This is a genomic window from Paraburkholderia sp. J7 (assembly GCF_905220155.1).
In the GTDB taxonomy this organism is placed as follows: Bacteria; Pseudomonadota; Gammaproteobacteria; order Burkholderiales; family Burkholderiaceae; genus Paraburkholderia.
Genome location: NZ_CAJMYZ010000008.1, coordinates 235662 through 258720 on the forward strand (window position 1 = coordinate 235662; position 23059 = coordinate 258720).

20 protein-coding genes are annotated in these 23059 nt (G+C 65.5%); 7 read left to right on the forward strand and 13 right to left on the reverse strand.

The genetic code is table 11. The features are described from left to right. Positions 1–51: 51 nt before the first annotated feature. Positions 52–864 carry a GntR family transcriptional regulator gene (locus U5A58_RS15725; RefSeq protein ID WP_321962093.1) on the reverse strand — a complete coding sequence of 271 codons (813 nt, stop codon included), beginning with the start codon at positions 862–864 and terminating at the stop codon, positions 52–54. Between the two features lie 95 nt (positions 865–959). Here U5A58_RS15725 and U5A58_RS15730 point away from each other — a divergent pair, with 95 nt between their 5' ends. From U5A58_RS15730 to U5A58_RS15740, 3 genes are all read left to right on the forward strand, one after another. Next, on the forward strand, positions 960–1742 hold the full coding sequence (locus U5A58_RS15730; RefSeq protein ID WP_321962094.1) for an SDR family oxidoreductase: 783 nt from the start codon (positions 960–962) through the stop codon (positions 1740–1742). 68 nt (positions 1743–1810) lie between these two features. Continuing rightward, positions 1811–2743, forward strand: a complete 933-nt coding sequence (locus U5A58_RS15735) for a 3-keto-5-aminohexanoate cleavage protein (protein ID WP_321962095.1) — start codon at positions 1811–1813, stop codon at positions 2741–2743. 96 nt (positions 2744–2839) lie between these two features. After that, positions 2840–4138: an MFS transporter gene (locus U5A58_RS15740; protein WP_321962096.1), complete on the forward strand. Its 1299-nt coding sequence runs from the start codon at positions 2840–2842 to the stop codon at positions 4136–4138. A 179-nt stretch (positions 4139–4317) separates the two neighbouring features. Here the strand turns inward: U5A58_RS15740 and U5A58_RS15745 are convergent, their stop codons facing one another. Continuing rightward, on the reverse strand, positions 4318–5178 hold the full coding sequence (locus U5A58_RS15745; protein WP_321914516.1) for a 3-keto-5-aminohexanoate cleavage protein: 861 nt from the start codon (positions 5176–5178) through the stop codon (positions 4318–4320). 359 nt (positions 5179–5537) lie between these two features. On the opposite strand from U5A58_RS15745, the gene U5A58_RS15750 reads away from it, so the two are divergent. The 3 genes from U5A58_RS15750 to U5A58_RS15760 all read left to right on the forward strand — a co-directional run bounded on the left by U5A58_RS15750 (position 5538) and on the right by U5A58_RS15760 (position 10798). Further along, positions 5538–7973, forward strand: a complete 2436-nt coding sequence (locus U5A58_RS15750; protein WP_321962097.1) for a membrane-bound PQQ-dependent dehydrogenase, glucose/quinate/shikimate family — start codon at positions 5538–5540, stop codon at positions 7971–7973. Between the two features lie 78 nt (positions 7974–8051). Beyond that, entirely contained in the window at positions 8052–9092 is a 1041-nt protein-coding gene (locus U5A58_RS15755; RefSeq protein ID WP_321962098.1) for a porin, read from the forward strand. 164 nt (positions 9093–9256) lie between these two features. After that, the gene (locus tag U5A58_RS15760) at positions 9257–10798 is read left to right on the forward strand and encodes a methyl-accepting chemotaxis protein (protein ID WP_321962099.1); all 1542 of its coding nucleotides are present in this window, start codon (positions 9257–9259) and stop codon (positions 10796–10798) included. A gap of 84 nt (positions 10799–10882) precedes the next feature. Here U5A58_RS15760 and U5A58_RS15765 read toward each other — a convergent pair whose 3' ends face one another. The 6 genes from U5A58_RS15765 to U5A58_RS15790 all read right to left on the reverse strand — a co-directional run bounded on the left by U5A58_RS15765 (position 10883) and on the right by U5A58_RS15790 (position 17361). Next, complete coding sequence (locus tag U5A58_RS15765; RefSeq protein ID WP_321962100.1) at positions 10883–11845, reverse strand: glyoxalase/bleomycin resistance/dioxygenase family protein; 963 nt, start codon at positions 11843–11845, stop codon at positions 10883–10885. Between the two features lie 15 nt (positions 11846–11860). Further along, positions 11861–13099 carry an alpha-hydroxy acid oxidase gene (locus U5A58_RS15770; RefSeq protein ID WP_321962101.1) on the reverse strand — a complete coding sequence of 413 codons (1239 nt, stop codon included), beginning with the start codon at positions 13097–13099 and terminating at the stop codon, positions 11861–11863. 29 nt (positions 13100–13128) lie between these two features. Continuing rightward, positions 13129–14052, reverse strand: a complete 924-nt coding sequence (locus tag U5A58_RS15775; protein WP_321962102.1) for an SMP-30/gluconolactonase/LRE family protein — start codon at positions 14050–14052, stop codon at positions 13129–13131. Between the two features lie 21 nt (positions 14053–14073). Then, entirely contained in the window at positions 14074–15570 is a 1497-nt protein-coding gene (locus U5A58_RS15780) for an MFS transporter (RefSeq protein WP_321962103.1), read from the reverse strand. A 100-nt stretch (positions 15571–15670) separates the two neighbouring features. Then, on the reverse strand, positions 15671–16372 hold the full coding sequence (locus U5A58_RS15785; protein ID WP_321962104.1) for an RraA family protein: 702 nt from the start codon (positions 16370–16372) through the stop codon (positions 15671–15673). Next, positions 16369–17361 carry a hydroxyacid dehydrogenase gene (locus U5A58_RS15790; RefSeq protein ID WP_321962105.1) on the reverse strand — a complete coding sequence of 331 codons (993 nt, stop codon included), beginning with the start codon at positions 17359–17361 and terminating at the stop codon, positions 16369–16371. The genes U5A58_RS15785 and U5A58_RS15790 overlap by 4 nt, the downstream gene beginning before the upstream one ends. A gap of 127 nt (positions 17362–17488) precedes the next feature. Here U5A58_RS15790 and U5A58_RS15795 point away from each other — a divergent pair, with 127 nt between their 5' ends. Next, complete coding sequence (locus U5A58_RS15795) at positions 17489–18454, forward strand: LysR family transcriptional regulator (RefSeq protein ID WP_321962106.1); 966 nt, start codon at positions 17489–17491, stop codon at positions 18452–18454. Positions 18455–18495: 41 nt separating this feature from the next. Here the strand turns inward: U5A58_RS15795 and U5A58_RS15800 are convergent, their stop codons facing one another. The 5 genes from U5A58_RS15800 to U5A58_RS15820 all read right to left on the reverse strand — a co-directional run bounded on the left by U5A58_RS15800 (position 18496) and on the right by U5A58_RS15820 (position 23027). After that, the gene (locus U5A58_RS15800) at positions 18496–19125 is read right to left on the reverse strand and encodes a GntR family transcriptional regulator (RefSeq protein WP_321914505.1); all 630 of its coding nucleotides are present in this window, start codon (positions 19123–19125) and stop codon (positions 18496–18498) included. Between the two features lie 91 nt (positions 19126–19216). Then, on the reverse strand, positions 19217–20026 hold the full coding sequence (locus tag U5A58_RS15805; protein ID WP_321962107.1) for a CoA ester lyase: 810 nt from the start codon (positions 20024–20026) through the stop codon (positions 19217–19219). Between the two features lie 8 nt (positions 20027–20034). Further along, positions 20035–20616: a cysteine hydrolase gene (locus U5A58_RS15810; protein WP_321914503.1), complete on the reverse strand. Its 582-nt coding sequence runs from the start codon at positions 20614–20616 to the stop codon at positions 20035–20037. Positions 20617–20664: 48 nt separating this feature from the next. Further along, a complete protein-coding gene (locus U5A58_RS15815; protein WP_321962108.1) occupies positions 20665–21864 on the reverse strand; it encodes a CoA transferase in 1200 nt (399 codons plus the stop codon). Continuing rightward, a complete protein-coding gene (locus U5A58_RS15820) occupies positions 21864–23027 on the reverse strand; it encodes a CoA transferase (RefSeq protein WP_321962109.1) in 1164 nt (387 codons plus the stop codon). Before U5A58_RS15820 ends, U5A58_RS15815 begins: the two co-directional genes overlap by 1 nt. Between the last annotated feature and the right edge of the window lie 32 nt (positions 23028–23059).

The window sequence follows — 23059 nt, forward strand, 5'->3', positions numbered from 1 at the left end:
AAATAACCCTTCCCGCAGGCAGCACATTCGGGCGGCCCCTCAGGCTTGCGCTCAGGCGTCGGACGACTCGGCCTTCGCACGCGCAGCCCGCAGCGGCTTTGCCGGATTTGCCCGCTTTGGCGGCTTTGCCACTTTGGCGCTCGATGCCGCAACCGGGACCGCCCCGCCGGCATCCGCGCTGAGCAGCACGCCCGCCGACACGATATAAGCCGCCGCGCTTTCGATATCGCCGCGCAACGCCGCGCAGGCGGCGTCGCCGTCGCCCTTGCGCAGCGCGTCGAGCAGTTTGTCGTGGTGCTTGACGGCAACGCGCTCGCCCACGCGCTTCGAACCTGAGCGCAGGTCGTAGTTGAGAATCGGGCCGATGCGCAGCCACAGCGTCTCGATCATCTGCAGCAGCATGGGCATGCGTGCCGCTTCGTAGATGGCGAAGTGAAACGCCTGGTTCATCGCGATCACCTTCGCACCGTCGGGCTTCGCCTTTTGCATTTCTTCGGCAAAGCGTTCGTGCAGCGTCTGCAGGCGCGACAGGTCTTCTTTCCCGATCCGTGCGGCCGCCTGTGCCGTTGCGAGTCCCTCCACGTTCACGCGGATCTGCGTGATCTCGCCGAACTGGCTGATGCTCATGGTCGATACGCGCAACGCCCGGTTGGGTGTGAGCTCGAGCACCTGCTCGGCTACCAGCCGGTGCACCGCCTCACGCACCGGCATCACGCTAACGCCAAGCGCCGTTGCGATATTGCGCAGCGAAATCTGCTCGCCCGGCATCATCTGGCCGGTAATCAGGAGTTCGCGCAGTTGCGCGTAGACGTCACGGCTGAGCGTTTGGCGCGTCAGCGGGGTCACGAGTTCGTTCAGAGCCATGAGCAGATCATAGCACATAGGGTATGCCCGATATGAGATCTGTGATCACAGTTATAACATTCAATCCGGTCACGATCTATTGACGGAGAGAACACATGTGGAAGGATGAATCGCTTGTCGGCAAGCGCGTGCTCGTCACGGCCGGCGCGGACGGCATCGGACTGGAAATCACGCGAGCCTTCGTGGAAGCAGGCGCGCGCGTGGCCGTCTGCGACGTTGCGGGGCAAAGTCTGGAGCGCATCGCGGCCGAGTTGCCCGGCGTGCTCGCCATCAAGGCGGACGTCTCGAACGAAGGCGACGTCGCGGCGCTCTTCGAGCGCATTGACGCAACGCTCGGCGGTCTCGACGTGCTCGTCAACAACGCGGGCGTGGCCGGGCCGACCGGCGGTGTCGAAACGCTGACGCTTGCCGACTGGGAACGCACGCTCGCCGTCAACATCACCGGCCAGTTTCTCTGCGCGCGGGCCGCGGTGCCGCGCTTGCGCACCGGTCGCGCGCCGGCAATCGTGAACCTCTCGTCGGCAGCGGGCCATCTGGGCATGCCGGGGCGCTCGGCCTACTCGGCCTCGAAGTGGGCCGTGGTGGGCTTCACGAAGTCGCTGGCGCTCGAACTCGGGCCGCAGGGCATTCGTGTGAACACCGTGTTGCCCGGCGCCGTCGACGGCCCACGCATCCGCGCCGTGATCGCGGCCAAGGCGGCTTCGCTCGGCAAGCCGCTCGAGGACGTGACGCGCAGCTACACCTCGCAGGCCGCACTGGGCCGCATGGTGACCATGCGCGACATCGCCTGCATGGTGCGCTTTGCCTGCAGCGATCAGGCTGCGAACGTGCACGGCCAGGAACTCGTCGTCGACGGCCTCACGCAGGCACTCAGCTAGGTCGTCGCGCTCACATCGAACCGGGCGCACAGCCGCCCCACCCCTATCAGGAAGAGCAAGGAGACCCCATGGCCAAGCGAGCCAAAGCCATCATCACCTGCGCGCCCACCGGCGCGATCCATACGCCGAGCATGTCGCCGCATCTGCCCGTTACCGCCGACGAGATCGCCACGGCCGCCATCGACGCCGCTCGCGCCGGTGCTGCAGTTCTGCACCTCCACGCGCGCGACCCGCGCGATGGGCGGCCCTCTCAGGACCCCGAACTGTTTCGCCCGTTCCTCTCGAAGATCAGCGCGGCCACCGACGCGGTGATCAATATCACCACGGGCGGCAGTCCGCATATGACTGTCGAGGAACGCATGCGTCCGGCCACCACCTTCAAGCCAGAGCTGGCGTCGCTCAACATGGGTTCGATGAACTTCGGCCTCTTTCCGATGCTGGAGCGATTCAAGGATTTCGAGCACGACTGGGAGCGCGAGCATCTGGAAAACAGCCGCAACCTCATCTTCAAGAACACCTATCAGGACATCGAGAACATCCTGCGTATCGGTGCGGCGAACGGCACCCGCTTCGAATTCGAGTGCTACGACATCAGCCATCTTTACAATCTCAAGCACTTCGTCGACCGGGGTCTCGTGACGGGCCCCGTGTTCGTGCAGACGGTGTTCGGCATTCTCGGCGGCATTGGCGCGGACCCCGAGGACCTGATGCACATGCACCGGACAGCGCAACGCCTGTTTGGCGAGCGCTTTCGCTGGTCGGTCCTCGGTGCGGGACGCAACCAGATTCCGCTCGCGACCATTGGCGCCGCCATGGGCTCGAACGTGCGCGTGGGTCTCGAGGATTCGCTCTGGATCGGGCCAGGCCAGCTCGCCGCGTCGAGCGCGGAACAGGTCTTGCGCATCCGCGCCGTGCTCGACGCCCTTAACATCGATGTGGCAACGCCTGCCGAAGCGCGCGACATACTGGAACTGAAGGGCGCGAGGGACACGGCGTTCTGAATCTACTGAGCGGCCTGTCCCGACCGCCCCTTTCAACCGACCACCCGGGTCGCCACGCCGGCACAAGCCGCCGGCGTGCCTTGGAGACTTCCGATCATGCCTACCGCTCACGCCTGCGGCGCCTCGCTGTCGCGCCCGGCCGATCGCACACTGACCGCATTGCTGTTTCGCAAGCTGATGCCGCTGCTCGTGCTGGCCTACGTCATCAGCTTCGTTGACCGAACCAATATTGCGCTTGCCAAGGCGCACATTGCCGTCGATCTGCACATCTCGGCGGCCGCGTATGGGCTGGGCGCCGGTCTTTTCTTTCTGTCCTATGCCCTGCTGGAGGTGCCGAGCAACCTCATCATGCATCGCGTGGGCGCGCGCTTCTGGATCGCGCGCATCATGGTGACGTGGGGCGTGCTTTCGGCCGCGATGGCCTTCGTGCAGGGGCCAGTCTCGTTCTACGTCATGCGTGTGCTGCTGGGTGCGGCGGAAGCGGGCCTCTTTCCTGGCGTGATGCTGTACCTGACCTACTGGTTTGGTCAGGAAGACCGCGCACGGGCCATTGGCTACTTTCTGCTTGGCGTGTGTCTCGCCAATATCGTGGGCGGGCCGCTGGGCGGCGCACTGCTGGAAATGGACGGGATCCTGGGCTTCAAGGGCTGGCAGTGGATGTTCCTGATTGAAGGCGTGCCCGCAATCCTGCTCGCATTCGTGATCTGGAAGAAGCTGCCTGACGGCCCGGAATCCGCGGCGTGGCTCACCCCAGCGCAGGCGCAGGAGGTGCGACAGCGCCTCGGCGCCGAAACCGGGAGCCATGCAGCCACCGGCGAGCACACGTTCCTTGGTGCGCTGCGCGATGGCCAGGTGTGGCTCGCGATCTTCATTTACTTCTGCCACCAGATCGCCATTTATACGGTGATCTTCTTTCTGCCCGGCATCATCGGAACGTATGGCAAGCTCACCCCGCTGCAGATCGGCTCGCTCAATTCGCTGCCGTGGGTCGTTGCAGCAGTGGGTGCGGCATGGTTGCCCCAATACGCAAGCACGGCGCGCCGCGGACGGCTGCTGCTTGTCGCCGGTCTCGTCGTCATGGCCGCTGGCATGCTGCTCGCTGCGTCGAGCGGGCCGGTCCTTGGCCTCGTCGGCTTCTCGCTCACCGCGCTGATGTTCTTCGTGGTGCAGTCGATCGTGTTCGTATTCCCGTCGTCGCGGCTCAAAGGCGCGGCGCTCGCAGGCGGGCTCGCGATCATCAACACGTGCGGACTCGTGGGCGGCTTTGTCGGGCCATCGGTCATGGGCGTGATCGAACAGACCACGGGCAGCACGCGCTACGGACTCGTCGTCATCGCGGTGCTGCTGCTCGTCGCGGCTATCGGTGCGCCGTTCATGCGGCAGGGGCACGAATAAGCGTCGCCACAGGGGTCGTTCTGCAACACGGCCACCCGAACGCGAAGGCTCGCAAACAGGATGCCGCCATTCCAGGCGGCATTTTCCGTTTGCGCGCGCTGACAACCACCATGGGATGCGAGACGCCCTGATCGCTGGGCGGGCCCCGGCGGATCAAAGTCCTGCAATGCTCGCAAACATCACGAACTCGCCTGATCACCCACAGGCCGAAGCGCCAGAATCTCGCGAGCCTGTTTCGCCGTAGCAACCGGCCGCCCAAATTCGCCGCACAGCGCAGCCACTCGCTCAACCAACTGAGCATTGCTTTTCGCGAGCGTGTCCTTATCCCAGCGCACGTTGTCCTCGAGACCCGTGCGGCAGTGGCCGCCCATTTCGAGCGTCCAGCGGTTCACCTCCAGCTGATGGCGACCAATACCCGCGGCAGTCCACGTTGCCGTCGGCAGCAGCTTGTTCAGTTGAGCAACTTCGAATTCAAGGATTTCGCGCCGGGCTGGCAATGCGTTCTTCACGCCAAACACGAACTGCACGTGCACGGGCTCCTTCAGAAGACCTTGCTGAACCAGATCCACGGTGCTGTAAAGCATCGCCAGATCGAAGATTTCGATTTCGGGCTTCACGTCGAGGTCGAGCATCGTCTGCGCTAGCGAGCGCACGAAATCCGGCGGGTTTTCGTAGACGATGGTCGGAAAATTCACCGAGCCGGTGGCCAGCGATGCCATATCAGGCCGCAAATCGAGCATCGCACCGCGCTGCTCGAACGAGCGCCCGCGTCCGCCCGTCGAAAACTGGATGACGATGTCCGGGCAGTGCTTGCGGATGCCCTCCTGAAGCGCGGCGAAACGGCTGCGATCGGAACTGGAGCGCTCCTCTTCGTCACGCACATGCAGGTGCACGAGTGTCGCCCCCGCCTCATAGGCCTCGTGCGTACTTTCGATCTGCTCTGGCACCGAAATCGGCACGGCCGGGTTGTCCTTCTTGCGCGGTACGGAACCCGTAATGGCGACGGAAATGATGCAGGGCTGCTTCAAGGTCGAACTCATCGTGACACCTTTTTCCATGTACAGACATCAGGCTATTTGCGCCGAAGGAGCACTGAACACAAGCAGCCCGAGTCGCCCAAGGATAGGCTGACGCCGGTCGGACAGCAATATTTCGAACAGCCGTGGCGCGCGTTTATCGCACGCGCGCGTGCGATAAACGCCCACTTGCCGGGTTTGCACCGAGAGCCAGCCTCCCGCCTCCTCCTTGCCCGCCATAACTTAGTGATACGAAGCAATCGAGTTGTCTGGACCGGCAAGCACGAGCGTGCCGATCTCCCCCCCGATGCAACTTCTCGGGCGAACTCGCCAATTTAATCATAAAATGTACCACTTAGTTAATTTAGGCGACTTACACTCGTATGTCCACGCAAGCGAACACTGAACCGATCCCCGCTCCGGCCCGGATCGGCTTTACCCTGGCAGGTCTGGCCGGCCTGCTCCTGGGGCTTTACTTCACCATCGGCGGCGGCATGCTCATCGCGCGCGGCGGCAGCTGGTACTACCTCCTGGCGGGTCTCGCGCTCTGCGCAACCGGCGTGCAGCTCGCACGACGCCGCTCCAGTGCGTTCGTCATCTACCTCGTCCTGCTGATCGCCACGGCGCTATGGGCCGTGTGGGAAGCCGGCTTCGACTTCTGGCCGCTGAACACACGCATCTTCATGTTCTCGATGATCGGCATGCTGCTCGCGCCAGTGTGGCCCGCGCTGCGCCGGGGCGAAGGCAAGACGCCGGCGCGCGGCGCGGCCTGGGGCCTTGCCGCCGTGCTGCTCGCCTGCAACGTCGCCTTCGGCTACGGCATGTTCGTCCCGCACGGCAAATTCGGCGCCGAAACGCCCACGCCCGCGGCCGGCAACACCGGCACCGAAGACTGGACCGCCTACGGCCACTCGGCCGGCGGCGACCGCTTCGCGGGCAATGCACAGATCAACCGCGACAACGTGAAGAACCTTCAGGTTGCGTGGACCTTCCACACCGGCGACACGCCGATGAGCCCCGACGGCGGCGGCTCGGAAGACCAGGAAACCCCGCTGCAGGTCGGCAAGACGCTGTTCCTGTGCTCGCCGCACAACACCGTGATCGCCGTGGACGCCGCCACCGGCACGCAAAAGTGGCGTCATGAATTCCCGACCAAAACCACGGTTTGGGTGCGCTGCCGCGGCCTCGCCTACTTCGACGCGACCCGGCCGCTCGTGCAACCCACCGTCACCGGATCGACGCCGGTGTCGCCGATTGCCGCCCCGGCCGATGGAACCGATGCGGCCGCCTGCCGCCGTCGCATCTTCATGAACACGATCGACGCGAAACTCGTCGCACTCGACGCCGACACCGGCAAGCTCTGCGACGATTTCGGCGATCACGGCATCATCGACCTCAAGGCGGGGCTCGGCAAAGCGAAGAGTCCGCTGTACCAGCTCACGTCCGCGCCGACCGTCGCGGGCACGACCGTGGTCACGGGCGGCCGGGTGGCCGACAACGTTTCGCTCGACATGCCGGGCGGCGTGATCCGCGGCTTCGACGTAATGACCGGCAAGATGAAGTGGGCGTTCGATCCGGGCAATCCGGACGACCACGCCGAGCCGGCGCAGGGCAAGATCTTCACGCGCTCGACGCCGAACGTGTGGGCGCCGATGACCTATGACGCGACGTCGAACACCGTCTACATGCCGGTGGGCAACGCGGCGATCGACCTGTGGGGCGTGAAGCGCACCGCGCTCGACGAGAAGTACGGCGCGTCGATTCTCGCGCTCGACGCCACCACAGGCGCCGAAAAGTGGCACTTCCAGACCGTTCACCACGATCTCTGGGACTACGACGTGCCGATGCAGCCCACGCTCATCGACTTCCCGATGCAGGACGGCAAGCGCGTGCCGGCCCTCATCGTCGGCACCAAGATGGGCCAGCTGTTCGTGCTCGACCGCCTCACCGGCAAGCCGCTCACGAAGGTCATCGAGCATCCGGTCAAGCCCGCCACGATTCCCAACGAGCCCTACGCGAAGACGCAGCCGCTCTCCGTGGGCATGCCGCAGATCGGCGCCGAAGTGCTCAAGGACTCGGACATGTGGGGCGTCACGCCGATCGACCAGCTCATGTGCCGCGTGATCTTCCGCGGCATGCGCTACGACGGTCTCTTCACCGCGCCGGACACCGACCGCTCGCTCAGCTTCCCGGGCTCGCTCGGCGGCATGAACTGGGGCGGCCTCTCGTATGACCCGAACGCGGACATGATCTATGTGAACGACATGCGCCTCGGTCTCTGGGTCCATCTCGAGAAGGCAAAGAACCGCAGCGGCGCCTCGGACGGCAACGAAGCCGTGAACGCCGGCATGGGCGCGGTGCCGCTTGGCGGCACGCCGTACTCGGTGCTCAAGGACCGCTTCTTCTCGCCGCTCGGCATTCCGTGCCAGAAGCCGCCGTTCGGCAGCCTCACTGCCGTCGACCTGAAGACGCGCAGCATTGCATGGCAAGTGCCGCTCGGCACGGTGAAGGACACGCGCCTCTACGGTGTGCAGATGCAGATGCCCTCGCCCATCGGCATGCCGACCATTGGCGGCTCGCTCACGACGGGTGGCGGCCTCGTATTCTTCGCGGCGACCCAGGACTACTACCTGCGCGCCTTCGATAGCTCGACGGGCAAGGAAGTGTGGAAGGCGCGTCTGCCGGTCGGTAGCCAGGGGACGCCGATGAGCTACACCGTCGACGGCAAGCAGTACATCGTCATTTCGGCGGGCGGCGCGCGCCAGTCGCCGGATCGCGGCGACTACGTGATTGCTTACGCATTGCCTGATCAGAAGTAAGCGTCGAACCAGACCGTATTCGGGAGGGTCGGCATGCCGATCGCCGGTGTGCCGCGCCCTCCCTTTTCTGCTTGACCCATGCGTCATTCTTTTCTCGTACCCTGCGCGTTGCGCTTTGGCGTCGCTGCGACCGCGCTCGTGGCTCACGCCGCCCCCGTCCACGCACAAAGCACCGTGACGCTTTATGGCTCGATCGACACGAGCATCGAAGTCACGAACCCTGGCGCGGGCTACGTCGCCCGCATGGATTCCGGTGCGTATCGCGGCTCGCGCTTCGGCGTGCGCGGCGCGGAGGATATTGGCGACGGCGTCAAGATTCTGTTCGACCTTGAAAACGGTTTCAGCTCCGCTGACGGCACCCTCGCCGTTGCGAACACCCTGTTCAACCGTCAAGCGTGGATCGGGGTCGGCACGCCCTACGGCACGCTGCGCATGGGCCGCCAATATTCGCCGATCTATATCCCGTTCAAGGGTCAGCTCGATGCATTCGGTGCTGGCACGATCGCCTCGGGCCTGAACAATCTCTCGAAGATCACGCCCTACGAAAGCAATGCGCTCACGTATCTTTCGCCCGAAGTGCACGGCTTTTCCACCACGATCATGGCTTCGCTGCGCGACGCAACGGATGGCGACGGCAACGGACTCGCTGGCCACATCGAAACGCTTTCGTGGCACGAAGGCTCATTGCGCCTCTCGTACGCGCACCAGCAAACCCACGGTAGCGGCGCACTGCGCGCGAACCTGGGCGGCGTCTCCTATGCGTTCGGCCCGTTGACCGGATTCCTTTCGTATTTCAACGGGGACGGCGGTACGCCGCGATATCACAACGATGGCGTGTCCGTCTCCGCGCGCTATGCGGCGAGCGCGCGCTTTCGGGCGTCGCTCGGCTATGCCTGGCTGCGTGACCGTTCAGGAGGCGACAACGATGCCGACCAGTTCAGCGCCGCATGCGAATACGATCTCTCGAAGCGGGTGCTGCTCTACGCGAGCGCCGGTTGGCTTCGTAATCGCGGGCAAGCGCAATTCACCCTGAAAGGCGTGAACGTGACCGGCCTTACGCCTTCCTGGCCCGGCGCTTCCGTGCGAGGCGTTCAGCTGGGGATGATCGACCGCTTTTAGACTGACGTTCGCCACAGCGGCGTTATTAACTATTCAGTATACAAATCGTATGCCATACACCTCGTATACCCAGGGATAGCGAGCATTAAAGTCGAGCTCTTCATGCCGATAGTGTTAACCAGTTGGTTAATTCAACCTATCGCCATCTTGCCTATCCGCCAGACATGAAAGTTTCGACCAAGCTCGCCTTACTTGCCGGCACCGCACTCATCGGTTTGCTTTGCATCGCCGCCATCACGTTGACACAACTGAAACAGGCGCTCGTCGAGGGCCGTCAGGAGCAGATCCAGAATCTGCTCCTGAAGGCCGAGCACCTGGCCCTTTACTATCAGTCGCTGGAGTCCCAGGGGAAGATGACGCGCGCGGATGCACAAGCCGCGGCGAAAACCGCCATCGGTCAGCTGAATGCGAACAGTAAGAGCTACTTCTGGGTAACGACGTCAGACAGCATCAATCTCGTCCATCCCGTGGCGGACTTGATTGGCAAGAAGTCCGGCGGCAATCGCACCACTTCCGGGGACCTCACCGATACTCAGGCGTACGCCCAGGGACTCGCCGTCAACCATATCGCGCTCGTCGACGTGCTGATCCACCGCACCCCGACGAGCCCGCTCGAACCCAAATTGCAGGGCGTCGTGGCCATTCCCGCATGGCAATGGTGGATCGGCACGGGGTTTTTCTACGACGACATCGACGCCGCTTTCTGGCGCGTTGCGCGGACCATGCTCGCCGTCTCCTCGCTCATCTTCGCGATGGTCGGCGTCATGGCCTGGTCGATGATGCGTGGCATTCGCCGTGCGCTGGGCGGTGAGCCTGTCGACGCTGCCGAATTCGCCGCGCAGATCGCAGCCGGCAATCTCGCAGCACACATCGAGCTTCACGCTGGCGACAGATCGAGCCTGCTCCACGCGCTCAGCGAAATGCGCGGCAAGCTGCGAGAACTGGTTCAAGGCATTCAGCAATCGAGCGACTCGATTGCAACCGGCGCGTCGGAGATCGCGCACGGCAATACCGACCTCTCGCAACGTACCGAAGAACAGGCCGCCTCGCTGGAGGAAACGGCGGCCAGCATGGAGCAATTGACCGCCACGGTGAAGCAGAATGCCGACAACGCACGGCAGGCACGCCAGCTCGCCGCACTCGCGTCCGACGCGACCGGCCGGGGCGGCTCCGCAGTCGACGAAGTCATCCTGACCATGCGGGGAATTGCCGAAGAATCGAGAAAAATCGAAGAGATCATCGGCACGATCGAAGGCATTGCATTTCAGACCAACATTCTCGCGCTCAATGCGGCCGTCGAGGCCGCGCGCGCCGGCGAGGAAGGCCGCGGATTCGCGGTCGTCGCTGGAGAGGTCCGCGCGCTCGCGCAGCGCAGTGCGTCGGCTGCGAAGGATATCAAGGCGCTCATTGGCGCTTCGGTGGGACGCGTGGACGAAGGTACGGGTCAGGTCGCGCTTGCGGGCGAAAGAATGAAGGAGATCGTGCATTCCATCACGCGCGTGAGCGACATCATGGGCGAGATTGAATCGGCCTCCGTCGAGCAAAGCACGGGCATCGAGGAAGTCAATCGCGCGGTTTCGCAGATGGATGAGGTCACCCAGCAAAATGCGGCGCTCGTTGAAGAGGCTGCCGCGGCCGCCGCAGCGCTCGACGAGCAGGCGGCACGGTTGCGCGCGACAGTCGGTGCGTTCAGGCTTGCGCCGTGAGCGCTAAGCGCGCGCGATGACCGTGCCGCGCAACTGAGCAGGCAAACAGGCAGCTTTACAGGCGGCGCCGCTTGACGCGTCGCTTCAAAACGCGCCGCCGCGCGAATCGGCGCCCTGTTGATAGTGGCGGTTGGTCTGTTGCGGATTCCGGTTGACCAGTGGCCGTGCATAAAGCGGGTGATGCAAACTCCGCACTTCGTGTTCGAGTTCGAAGCAACGCGCACGCGATGCAGGATTCACGATGCTGGCAAAGCGGAACTGATGGGGCTCTTCACCATAGACCACGCCGTGTTCGGCCAGACGCGCGTACGGCTCCGAAAAACTCGCGGCGTACACCGCAATGTGATGCCCGTCGTACTCGGGAATCGGCTCTGAAGTTTCCGCATAGAGCAGTTGCTGATGCGTTCCGACGCCGATCACGGCGCACTGCGCGCCGTCCTGGTCCTGCACGGCAACCGGCGTGCGGAAAACATCCCGATAGAAGTCGGCGATCTGGGCAGCGCTGCCGACCGGCACATCGAGCTTGACGAACGCCATTCCCAAATCGATTTTCGACCACGGAGCCGAGTCCGGGCGGCGCTGGGGATCGAGGCAGTGATAGCGATTCCCCCATGGACAGGTCACCTCAACGTAGCCAGCGCGTTCGGCCCATGCGAACTGCGTGTCGCTGAGCAGCGGCGCAACCGCTTGCAGGCGCGTGACGAGCGCATCCAGCTCACCGACGACGATACCGACGCTGCCTCTTAGGCGCTGTGCTTCTCCGGTCGGCAAATGAACCTGCGATCGGCCGATATTGATCCACATATTGTTCACGCCGGTCATCATGAACGGGTCGCGCGTGAGCCCGAGACCGCTCACGTAAAAGGTGGTGGCGAGAAGCTGGTCAGGCACCCGAAGATTGACGTGCTCGAGCAGAATCAGGTTACCTGTATCGTCGGCTGCGTAGATATGTTCCATTGGGTCGGCGTGGCGATCGGGAGCTGTTAAAGGAACCGCGAGACGTCCTGCAAAATTATGCCGCATCACGGCACAGGTTCCGCCAAGCATTCAGGTTCGCATTTTTCAGCCGACGCGTCGAGTCATATGGCTCGCGCCCAGTTCGTCGGGCCGGCACACGCCAAGCAGGGCCATGTTGCGCATCATCTCGGCGGCGACGATCGCAAACGCATGCAGTATGCCCGCCTGCCCGGCCACCGCGCCCGCGTAATTGAACGGCCTGCCGATAAAGACCGCCCGCGCGCCCAGCGCGAGCGCCATGAGCACGTCGCCGCCGCGCTGGAATCCGCTGTCGATCATCACGGGGCATGCGTCGTCGACGGCGGCCACCACGGCGGGCAGCGCGCGCAGCGGCGCGATCGATCCGTCGAGCTGACGCCCGCCATGATTCGACACGATCAGTCCATCGGCCCCAAGCTCGCGGGCGCGGCGGGCATCGTCGGGATTCAGGATGCCCTTGACGACAAGCTTGCCTGGCCATTGCTGCCGGATCAGCCGCAAATGCTCCCAGTTCAGATGATCGCGGGCGCCGAAGTCACGCAGCACGTTCGACGAAAGAATCGGCGCGCCGCGCGCCGTGCGCGAGTTTTCGAAGTGCGGCATGCCGTGCCGCCACAACGTGCGCAACGCGGTGCCCAGCAGCCAGCGCGGGTGCGTCGCGCCATCCCACGCCAGCCGCAGCGTGGGCCGCAGCGGCGTCGAGAAGCCCGCGCGCAGGTTGTTCTCCCGGTTGCCCGACACGGGCACGTCGGCGGTCAGAACCAGCGTGCGAAAGCCGGCATTCGCCACGCGTTCGAGCAGCGCCGATATTTTGTCGGGCTCGCCAGGCACGTACATCTGGAACCACGCCTGTGGATTGGCCGCGCAGATCTCCTCCATGCGGATGAGCGATGAGCCGCTCATGATCATCGGCACATTCGCAAGCGCTGCCGCTTGCGCCTGGATCAGGTCGCCCCGATACGCCGTGAGCGCGCTGATGCCCATGGGCGCGATGCCGAAAGGCGCCGCATAGGTTTGATCGAACAGCGTCGTTTCCAGCGAGCGCTTCGACGTATCGACGAGCACGCGCGGCACCCAGTCGTAATCCTCGAACGCGCTGCGATTCTCGCGCAGCGAGCGGTCGGTTTCGCAGCCTCCGCTCACATAGGCGAAGATCGGCCGCGGCAGATGGCGGCGCGCCATGACTTCGAAGTCCGCGAGCGACAACACGCGCGCGAGACGCCGCGGAATGTGCGGCGACTCTGCGGTGCGCGGCGCGGTGTGATTGGCGAGCGGATAGTCGCGCAGGTTGAACGTATCTGACATGATCCCGATGCGAGGTCGAACGGCCGTTCTCAGGCGACGCGCGGCAACGCAATGCCGGGCACGCCAACGTCGGCCACGAGCACACTGCCGCTCTTCGATTCGGTGATGAAAATCTGCTGCCGCTGCGCTCCGCCGAAAGCCAGATTGGTCACCGTTTCGCCCGCGCACGACTTCACGCGCGCAATGCATTCGCCATTGGGCGCAAACACGAATACCTGCCCGAGCGACGCGTGCGCGACGTACAGGTTGCCGGCTTCGTCCATCGCGAGTCCATCGGGGCCGCTCGTGCCAAAGAGCGAACAGAAGCGCCCCACTTTCGCGGTGCCGCCGTTCGCGAGCAGCGGCACGCGCCACACCGCGTTATCGCGCGTCATCGCGACGAACAGCACGCGTCCGGACGGGTCGAGCACGAGCCCGTTCGGGCTCACCCCGTTCGCAAGCAGGCAGTCGAGACGGCCATCGGCGCTCAGGCGGTACACGCGGCCCGTCGGGTCTTGCAGGCCCGTTTGACCCTGGTCCGTGAAATAGATGTCGCCGTTGGCGGCGATCGCGAGATCGTTGCAGCCCTTGAACGATTCGCCGTTGCGCGACACCAGCAGCGGCTCCACGCGCCCGGTTTGCTGATCGAGCTGCATGATGCCGTTGCGATAGTCGGCAATCAGAATACGGCCGTCCGGGTGAAACTTGAGACCGTTCGGCTCGCCGTCGTATTGGGCGACCAGCGTCCAGCCCCCTTCCTTGCCGATGCGAAAGATCCTGCCGAACGGAATGTCCACCACGTACAGGCGCCCTTGCGCGTCGAACGACGGCCCTTCGAGGAAACTGTCGACGCTCTGCCCTGCCTTGTTGGCATTCGCCCATGCCGACGCAACAGCGTTCTGGCGAAAATGTTCGGGCATTGCGGAAAACACGCGCGTTTCGATAACGCGCGGCGGTTGATCGAGATAGAACATGTCGTAACCTTCTGCCTGGTGTTATCCGGAGATCTGTTCGAGGCTCAGGCCACGCGAGCGCGGACCGAAGAATCCAATCGTCAGGACGACTACGAACATCGATCCTGCGATGAGCGTGAACACGCCCGCCACGCCCATATGCCGCAGAAAGAAGCCGATGAGGAAACCCGAAAGCATCGCGCTGATGCGGCTCGCCGAATACACGAGCCCGATGGCGCGTGCCCGCATCCGGGTGGGAAAGAGTTCTGCCTGATAGGTGCGATACGAGAACGTCATGCAATTGCCAGCGAGCGTCATCAAGAGACCCATCGCGACGAGCAGCGCGGGATCGCGCTGCTGCGCGAAAATCACGCCGAGCGCGGCCATGGCGGCGGCCGAGCCCACGATCAGCCATTTGCGCTCCACGCGGTCGGCGATCAGCATGGAGAGCAGCGGCCCGAGCGGGCTGGCAATGGCGATGAGAAACGAATACCAGAGGCTGTGCGTGAGCGTCACGCCTTTCTCCGCCAGCAAGGTGGGCACCCAGCTCGCAAACCCGTAATAGCCGATCGACTGGAAGAAGTTGAACACCAGCAGCATCACTGTACGGCGGCGATAGCGGTTGCTCCAGGGGCCATCGTTCGACGCAGACTGACTCGTTGCTTGCGCAACGTTCTGCGCGCTCGAAGATGCGCTCGCCGCAGCCGGCAAGGGCTTACCCGTCGCGCGTTCGATGCGCCGTTCGAGCCGCGTGACGATCGCCTCGGCTTCGGCCATGCGGCCGTGCTGGATCAGCCAGCGCGGGCTCTCGGGCAGCCCGAGCCGGATCAGCCAGACGAATACCGCGCCCGAGCAGCCGATCCACACGACCCAGCGCCAGCCGTCGTGGCCGAACGGCGCGATCGGCACCAGTTGCCACGACAGAAAGGCAATGGTGGGAATCGAGGTGTACTGGATCGCCTGCACGAATGCGAATGCGCGGCCGCGCAGGCGCGCGGGCACGAACTCCGAGACATACGCGTCGATGGTCACAAGCTCCGCGCCCACGCCAATGCCCGCGACCACGCGCCAGAACACGACCCATACGGGATCGCTTTGCAGCGACATCATCACGGCGGCGAACGTATAGCAGAGCAGCGCCCCGACGAACACGCGGCGCCGGCCCAGGCGGTCAGCAACGAATGCCACGCCGATCGTGCCGATGAAGAGCCCGAGAAAAAGCGCCGCGACGAAGGCGCCCAGGCCGCCCAGATCGAACAGCGACGCCGTCGTCTTCGTGAAGATGCCCGCCTTCACGAGCCCCGGCGCGATGTAGGCGGTGAGAAACATGTCGTAGATCTCGAACCAGCCGCCCATGGCAAGCGCGGCGATCAACAGCCACACGGGCGCGCTGGGCGGCAGGCGGTCGAGGCGCGCCGAGATCTGGCGCGCGTGGGCATCGGGTGCGAGCGCTGCGTGGGGTGCGGCGTGCGGTGCAAGCGCATCGTGGTTCGCGCCTGCCACGTCGTGCGCGTCGGCGGTGTTTGAATAGGGATGCATGGCCTCGTCTCCTGATTGTTGTGCTGGCGATGCCGCCGCGGCCCGGGCGGCATCTGCGGCGTATGCCGCGCGAAGGATTCGCTCGATGCGCCAGCGGCGCTTACACCGGGCAGCCCTTCTTGCGCAGCAGCGCGTTGAAGCGCTCCGGGTCGGCCGTACCCGCTGCGTTGCTCGCGCGGATCGTCGCTTCCTTGTCCGCGTGTGCGCGCACGAGCGGCAGCAGCGCGTCGAGCCGATCCACCGGCACGGCGATCACGCCGTCCGCATCGCCCATCACGAGATCGCCGGGGTTGACAACGAGGCCCGCACACGCGACCGGCACGTTGACTTCACCGGGGCCCTCCTTGCTCGGCCCGCGGAACGTGTGGCCGCGCGCATAGACCGGAATCACGCCCTCGGCCCATTCCGCGAGATCGCGGATCGCGCCGTCGACCACGAAGCCGCCAATGTGCTTCGTGAGGGCCGACGTGCGCATGAGGCCGCCGATCAGCGCCTGGGTCAGGTCGCCGCCGCCGTCGATCACGATCACGTCGCCGGGCTGCGCGAGTTCGATCGCCTTGTGGATCATCATGTTGTCGCCGGGGCGCACGCGCACCGTGAGGGCCGGCCCGCACATCGTGAGCGAAACCGAGTGGTGATAAGCCGTCAGACCCATCGCACCGATGCTGCGGCCAAGGCAATCGCCTGCGTGCGCGACGGGCACGTTGCGAAACGCTTCGACCTGCGCGGGCGTCGGCAGCGACGTGCGTTGACCGACGAAGAAGCCTGCGGGCCAGCCGGCCCGATCCTGCGACGTATTCATGCGATGACCTTTTTTTCGGAGTGGAGAGCGTCGGGGTTCACGCAGCTCGTGGCGTCGACGCCCTCGCCGCGCAGATAGCGCAAACAGGTTTCGGCGGCGCTCACCGCGACGGCATCGAGCGCGTCGGGCGTCGAGCCGCCCACATGCGGCGTGAGCACCACATTCGGCAGCACGGCCAGCGGATCGTCCGCGCCGAGCGGCTCATTGCGAAAGGTGTCGAGGCCCGCGGCGGCGAGCTTGCCGCTTTGCAGCGCCGCGACGAGCGCGGCTTCGTCGATCAGCTCGCCGCGCGCCGTGTTCACGACGATGGCGCCGTCGGGCAGCCGCGCGATGGCGTTCGCGTCGAGCAGATTGCGCGTGTGCGCATTGACGGGGCAATGCAGGCTCAGCACTTCCGCCTGCGCCAGCAGGTCCTCGACCGAGCGTTCGAGCGTGACGAAAGGCTGCGCGCCGGACGGCGTCGCGACGGGATCGAAGGCACGCACCGTCATGCCGAGCGCGTGTGCGATCGCCGCGACGCTGCGGCCGATCTGGCCATAGCCGACGAGACCGAGCGTGCGCCCATGCAACTGGCGGCCGTCGCCCGTGCGGGTCCAGCGGCCCGCGCGCAACTCGCTGTCGTAGAAGTTGACCTTGCGCGCGGCGCCGAGCATGAGCGCCATCGTCAATTCGGCGACGGAATGCGTGTTGGTGCCGGGCGTGGTGAAAACGGGAATGCCGTGGCGCGTGGCGGCTTCTACGTCGATGTTCGTCACGCCCACGCCGTGCTTGCAGATGACGCGCAGCGACGGGCAGCCCGCGATCGCCGCCCCGGAAAGCTCGACGGTGCGCGAAATCACGGCGTCGATGGGCTGGGTGGCAAGAATGTGGGCGACCTGGGCGGCGTTCTGCGCGTCGTCGATGTAGACGACTTCGCACTGCGCCGCGGCCAGCACCCTTCGCCCGGCCTGCGCGAGACGCGGCGCCGTGACGAGAATTCGGTGGGACATGGGTGTCTCCTTCTGTCTGCATGAGGCTTCACGACATTGTTGACACCGCGACTCATAATGTCTATTTTCGATTTTTCATCTTTTCATTCCTGATGGTTATGTATTCGTCCACCCAACGGGGCCGCCCATGGTGATGAACCTGCAGGTACGCGACCTGATGTACTTTGCGAAAGTCGCCGAGCTGGGGCACCTGGGCCGCGCATCGCAAGCGCTGCACATTACGCAGCCCGCGCTTTCCAAGTGCATCGACCGGCTGGAAGAGAACTATGGCGCGGCGCTCTTCGAGCGCAGCGGCCGCGGCATCCGGCTTACCGACGCGGGGCGGCTGTTGCAGCAGCGCGCGGGGCTCGTCGAGCGCACACTGGACGAAACGCAGCGGGAAATTGCGTCGTTAGGCGCTGGGCTGGCGGGTCTTGTGAAGATTGGCGCGGCGGCCACCATCGCCGAATTCATCATGCCGACGGTGTGCCGCGTGTTGCAGGAGGAGGCGCCTGCCGTTGTCGTCGAATTGCAGATCGGCATGAACGACGTCTTGCAGGATGCGCTGCGCAAGCGGCTGCTCGACGTGGTGATCGGTCCGCTCGGCGGTCACGACGAAACACTGGTGCAGATTCCCATCGTCGCCGACCATGTCGTGGTTGCCGCCAGCGCCACGCATCCGCTCGCGGGCAAGCGTGCGACGCTCGAAGCCATGTCCCGCTATGGCTGGGTGCTGCCCGCGCAATCCGTGGCGACGCGCCAGTGGCTCGAACACGCGTTCGCCTCGCGCGGGCTGCCGTTGCCGCGCGCGGCCATCATGACGAGCTCGATCGCCGCGCTGCCGCGCCTGATCGCCGAAACGGGCCTGCTGAGTTTTATTTCCCGGCGCAACCTGGAAGCGGGCCGCTTCACGCCCGCGCTCGTCGAGCTGCCGAATCCCGAGACGACGATGACGCGACAATTCGGCGTCGTGCATCGCAACGACGGCTATTTATCGCCGGCCGCGCGGCGAATCATCGATATCGTGCGCGAGCAGAACGAAACGGCAAAAGCGCCGGCGATGCGGCGCAAATCCGTTTCTGCGGGAACCCGGAAGGTGAGAAAGGACCCATAGGCTTTCTACCCCGTCCGCTTGATCGTAACGCGCGTTTGCTTCTACTTCGCCGCCTTGAGTACCGACCAGCCCGATTCGATATGCTTGCGCATCGCGAGCATGGCGGCAGTCACGTCGCCGGCTGCAAAGGCCTGGAGAATTTCCTCGTGTTCGGCTACGGCATCGCTGCCGCGATCGTGCGCGGCGTTGATGATGTCGAACGGATAGCGCGCCCAGAGAATCTGCGTGAAATGGAGGGTCTGCGGCATGTCCGCTATGTCGTACATGCGCCGGTGAAAGCGATAGTTGATGCCTCTCGCAACCGCGCGATCCCCCTTGGCGAACGCCACGGCGAATTCGTCGGCGAGCTGGCGCAGCTCGACGATGTCCTGCGCCTTGATCTTTTCAACCGTGCCCTTCACGAGCTGCGTTTCGAGCAAAAGCCGCAGATTCAGGATTTCCGACGATGCCGCCGCGTCGAACGGCACCACGCGCGCGCCGCGGTACGAGTCTCCGCTGATATACCCCTCGGCCTCCAGCAGCTTGAGCGCCTCGCGTACGGGCGTGATGCTCAGGTGCAACTGCTCGGCGATCTCGGCCTGCTTGAGCCGCGAGCCGCGCGCGATCGCGCCAGAGATGATTTGCTCGCGCAGGAAATCGGCAACCTGCTCTTCCTTGGTTCTGTATTCCATTTGCTGTCGTCTGGGCCGGTTGGGTCTCGATCTGATGGCGCGCATGGCGCGCAAGGTCCGGCCGCGCCGCGGGCCCGCCTCCGGGCTGATTTTAAGCGATGTCGCCCTCGCCCGATTCCGCGAGAATGCGCCGCGCGCGCTCGACCACGGGCTTGTCGATCATCTTCCCCGCCACCGCCGTCGCGGCGCCGCCGCTCGCCGCGAACGCCTCGACCACCTGGCGCGCCCAGTCGCACTCCCCGGCGGACGGCCGGAACGCCGAGTTCACCGCAGCGACCTGCGCCGGGTGAATGCAGAGCTTGCCGCCGAAGCCGAGCGCGCGCGAGTGTGCGGCAGCGGCGCCCAGCGCCTGCGCGTCGGCGAAACCGGTGCTCACCCCGTCCACCGGCGCCGCGAGCCCCGCATGGCAAGACTCCAGTACGATCTGCGTGCGCACGGCGAGCAGCGCGCCGCCCTCGTCGGCAATGCCGGTCTCGGCGCTGAAGTCCACGCTGCCGAAGGCGAGACGCGCTACGCCCGGCACCGCCGCGAGCGCGCGCAACGCCAGGTAGCCCCGCACGGTTTCGATGAGCGCGACGATGCGCCTTCCGGGCAACGCGTCGGAGGTGGCGCGCAGCGAGGCCTCGTCGGCTTTGGGCAGCATCACCGCCGCCCCCGGCGCACGGGCGAGCAGGCGCAGGTCGTCCTCGTACCATTCGGTGCCCATCGCGTTGATGCGCACGAGCGTGTCGCGCCCTGCGCCCAGCCAGTCAGCCACCGCCTCGCGCGCCGCAGGTTTGGCCTCGGGCGCGACGGCGTCTTCCAGATCCACGATCACTTCGTGCGCGCCGCTCGCGAGCGCCTTTTCGAAGCGTGCCGGACGATCGCCCGGCACGAACAGCAAACTGCGTGCGATCCGCATGGCCCCCCTCACTCGAACGTCACGCCGTGCGACGTGCTGAGCGTGCAGAAGCGCCGCAGCCCCGCAATCGCGTTCTCGTGTTCCTCGGCCGTGATCGCGCAGCAGCAATCTTCGAGCACCGTCATCGAGTAGTCGCGGTCGTGGCCTTCGCGCACGGTCGCCTGCACGACGGCGTTCGTCGAGATGCCCGAGCAGACGATCCGCCTGATGCCGTGCGCTCGCAAGATCGCTTCGAGGCTCGTCGCGTAGAACGGGCTCACGCGGTGCTTGACGATATCGAAGTCGCCGCTTTGCTGGCCAAGGTCGGGATGCACCTCCGTGCCCCACGTCCCCAGCTTGAAGATGCCGTTCTTGCGGGCTCCCGAGAAGATCGGCGAATCGGGCGGGCACTCGCGGTAGTCCGGCGAAAAGCCCACGCGCACGAAGCCGACCGGCACGCCAGCGGCGCGCGCCTTGTCAATGGCGCGACGCGTGTTCTCGATGATGCGCCGGCCGGCGACCTGCTCCGCATAGCCCGCCTTGCCGTTCGGGCCGTCTGCGTGGACGAGGTCGTTCTCCATGTCCAGCACGAGATAGATGGTGTCTTTCACGACATGCTCCTTGCTCGTTCTTCGGGTGGCGCGCTCGCGCGCCGCTTTTCAACAGATGATTTCGCGCGCTTCCAGATCGTCGCGCTGCGCGCGGCTCAACGCCAGCAGTTCGCCGAACACGTAATCCTCGTCTTGCCCGAGCGCGGGGGTGAGCGACCGGATCCCCACATCGGACGTGCGTGAAAAACGCGCGGGCGCGCCCACCGCGGCGCGCGCGGGAAGATCGGGCGCGCTCACATCGACGATGGCGCCGCGGGCGCGCAGATGCGGATCGCAAGCGATGTCCTGCATGGTCCAGGAAACGTGCGCGCACACGCCCTCGCGTTGCAGCGCCTCGGCAATGCGGTCGGCGTCGCAACCGGCAAGCCACGCGGCCACGCGCGCGTCGAGCGCCTCGCGGCGCGCGAGCCGCATGGACCCGGTGGCGTAATCGGGGTCGTCCTCGGACCAGCCCGCCACGCGCGCGAGCGCGCGCCACGCAGCGTCGTCGCGTACGGCAAGCGTGAGCCAGCGGTCTGGCGTGGCGGTGGCGTAGACGCCGTGCGGCGCCATCGACGCGTCGCCGTTGCCCGGGCGCGGCGGCGTGATCCCCGCGCTTGCGAGCACGAGCGCGTCGCCTATCATCGCCGAGGCCACCTCGCGCGCCGCGAGATCCACGTGCTGCGCATGCCCTGTCCTGCGCCGCTGATGCAGCGCGGCGAGCGTCGCGAGCGCGGCATGCAGGCCAGCGGAATGATCCATGACGTGGCGCATTTCGACGGGCGGCCCGTCGCTGTAGCCGCTCATCCAGCCGAGCCCGCCCCACGCGCCGAAGAGCGGCGCATAGCCCGCGAACGACGAATCCGGCCCGCTCTGGCCGCACGATGAGAGCGAGAGCATGACGATATCGGGCCGGCTCTCGCGCAACGCTTCGAAGCCGAGGCCGAGCCGCTCCAGCACGCCGGGACGAAAGCTCTCCGCCGCGACGTCCGATACCGCGACGAGCCGCTTCGCGAGCGCAATCGCTTCGGGCTGCTTGAGATTGAGCCGCACCGAGCGCTTGTTCGACGACACCTGATCGAACGTCGCCGCCGACATCCGGCCATAGACGGCATGCGGCTTGCGAAACGCATCGGGCCGGCTGCGGCTTTCGATCTTGATGCATTCGGCGCCGAGTTGCGCGAGCAGGTGCGTGCAGAACGGCCCAGCCGCGTGAATCGTGAAATCGGCGATGCGTACACCGGCGAGTGGCGCACTGGCTGAATTCATCAGCAGTCCTCCTTTTTGAGTTCGCCCGGCGCCGGTACGCGCGCTTGCGTATCGAGCGTCGTGCAGCGGAACTGGAACGGCGCAACGAGCACGTCCACGGCGCGGCCGTCGGGGAGCGTTGCCTGCGCAAACAGGCCGCGCGCGCTTTCGTGCGCGCCCGCGAGCACTTCCTCGGGCGTGCGGTATTTCGCGGCCGGCACGCCGAGCGCCTGCGCGCGTCTCACGATGTCTTCCACACGCTCCTGCGCCATCCACGCGCGAATGTGACGGTTGATCTCGCCGCCGCGGCGGCTGCGTTCGAGCGGATCGCGCAACGCCTCCTCCTGCGCCCACGCGGGCGAGCCGAGCAACTGCACCAGTGCGCTCCACTGGCGGTCTTCGAGCGTGAGCACTTCCACGAAGCCATCTTTCGCCTCGAATACGCCGCCGTAGCGGAAGCTGCGCGTCGAGCGATGTTCGAGCGAGCCGTCGCCGAGCCGTTGCAGCGCGAACGCGCCTACCGCGAGGGCCGCGTCTTGCACCGAGACGTCCACGTACTGACCGCCCGCGGATGGCACGGCCCACCACGCCGTGAGCGCCGCCAGTGCGGCCGTGCAGCCGCCCTGATAGCCCGCAAAATGGCCGTAGATCTTGAGCGGCGCGCGTTGCGGAAACAACTCCCCAGAGAGGCCGTTTGGCAGCAGGTAGCCTTCGCCGCCCGCGTGCAGCAGGTTCACCTCTTCGCCGTCCCAGGCCGCCTTCGGGCCATGGGCGCCAAAGGGCAACACAGAGACGTGCACGAGTTGCGCAAAGCGAGCGCCCAGCCGTTTCGGGTCGAGACCTTGCGACTCGCGCTCGGCGAGCGGGGTGTCGTCGATCAGGATGTCCGCGCGCTCGAGTTCGTGCTCGAACCGCGCCTTGCCCTCGGGCGTCGCGAGATCGCACAAGAGGCTGTGCTTGCCCGCCGCCAGATACGCGAACAGCGCGCTCTCACCGCTGCCCTCGATGAGCGGCGCTGCACCACGCAGGCGATGCCCCTGAGGCGGCTCCATCATCACCACGCGCGCGCCCATTGCGGCGAGAAGACGTCCCGCCCACGCCGCCGCCACGGTGCGCGAGTGCTCCAGCACGCGGCAGCCCGCGAGCGGGAGTGCGGCGCGGCCGGCTTCCTCGTTGCTTTCCATGTGCTCCCCTCCCTGACTCGCTGTTGTCGCGC

What these genes read in the sequence shown, in the direction of transcription:
- U5A58_RS15725 (WP_321962093.1), bottom strand. Translation starts at nt 864, where the DNA reads ATGGCTCTGAACGAACTCGTGACCCCGCTGACGCGCCAAACGCTCAGC.
- U5A58_RS15730 (WP_321962094.1), top strand. Translation starts at nt 960, where the DNA reads ATGTGGAAGGATGAATCGCTTGTCGGCAAGCGCGTGCTCGTCACGGCC.
- U5A58_RS15735 (WP_321962095.1), top strand. Translation starts at nt 1,811, where the DNA reads ATGGCCAAGCGAGCCAAAGCCATCATCACCTGCGCGCCCACCGGCGCG.
- U5A58_RS15740 (WP_321962096.1), top strand. Translation starts at nt 2,840, where the DNA reads ATGCCTACCGCTCACGCCTGCGGCGCCTCGCTGTCGCGCCCGGCCGAT.
- U5A58_RS15745 (WP_321914516.1), bottom strand. Translation starts at nt 5,178, where the DNA reads ATGAGTTCGACCTTGAAGCAGCCCTGCATCATTTCCGTCGCCATTACG.
- U5A58_RS15750 (WP_321962097.1), top strand. Translation starts at nt 5,538, where the DNA reads ATGTCCACGCAAGCGAACACTGAACCGATCCCCGCTCCGGCCCGGATC.
- U5A58_RS15755 (WP_321962098.1), top strand. Translation starts at nt 8,052, where the DNA reads ATGCGTCATTCTTTTCTCGTACCCTGCGCGTTGCGCTTTGGCGTCGCT.
- U5A58_RS15760 (WP_321962099.1), top strand. Translation starts at nt 9,257, where the DNA reads ATGAAAGTTTCGACCAAGCTCGCCTTACTTGCCGGCACCGCACTCATC.
- U5A58_RS15765 (WP_321962100.1), bottom strand. Translation starts at nt 11,845, where the DNA reads ATGCTTGGCGGAACCTGTGCCGTGATGCGGCATAATTTTGCAGGACGT.
- U5A58_RS15770 (WP_321962101.1), bottom strand. Translation starts at nt 13,099, where the DNA reads ATGTCAGATACGTTCAACCTGCGCGACTATCCGCTCGCCAATCACACC.
- U5A58_RS15775 (WP_321962102.1), bottom strand. Translation starts at nt 14,052, where the DNA reads ATGTTCTATCTCGATCAACCGCCGCGCGTTATCGAAACGCGCGTGTTT.
- U5A58_RS15780 (WP_321962103.1), bottom strand. Translation starts at nt 15,570, where the DNA reads ATGCATCCCTATTCAAACACCGCCGACGCGCACGACGTGGCAGGCGCG.
- U5A58_RS15785 (WP_321962104.1), bottom strand. Translation starts at nt 16,372, where the DNA reads ATGAATACGTCGCAGGATCGGGCCGGCTGGCCCGCAGGCTTCTTCGTC.
- U5A58_RS15790 (WP_321962105.1), bottom strand. Translation starts at nt 17,361, where the DNA reads ATGTCCCACCGAATTCTCGTCACGGCGCCGCGTCTCGCGCAGGCCGGG.
- U5A58_RS15795 (WP_321962106.1), top strand. Translation starts at nt 17,489, where the DNA reads ATGGTGATGAACCTGCAGGTACGCGACCTGATGTACTTTGCGAAAGTC.
- U5A58_RS15800 (WP_321914505.1), bottom strand. Translation starts at nt 19,125, where the DNA reads ATGGAATACAGAACCAAGGAAGAGCAGGTTGCCGATTTCCTGCGCGAG.
- U5A58_RS15805 (WP_321962107.1), bottom strand. Translation starts at nt 20,026, where the DNA reads ATGCGGATCGCACGCAGTTTGCTGTTCGTGCCGGGCGATCGTCCGGCA.
- U5A58_RS15815 (WP_321962108.1), bottom strand. Translation starts at nt 21,864, where the DNA reads ATGAATTCAGCCAGTGCGCCACTCGCCGGTGTACGCATCGCCGATTTC.
- U5A58_RS15820 (WP_321962109.1), bottom strand. Translation starts at nt 23,027, where the DNA reads ATGGAAAGCAACGAGGAAGCCGGCCGCGCCGCACTCCCGCTCGCGGGC.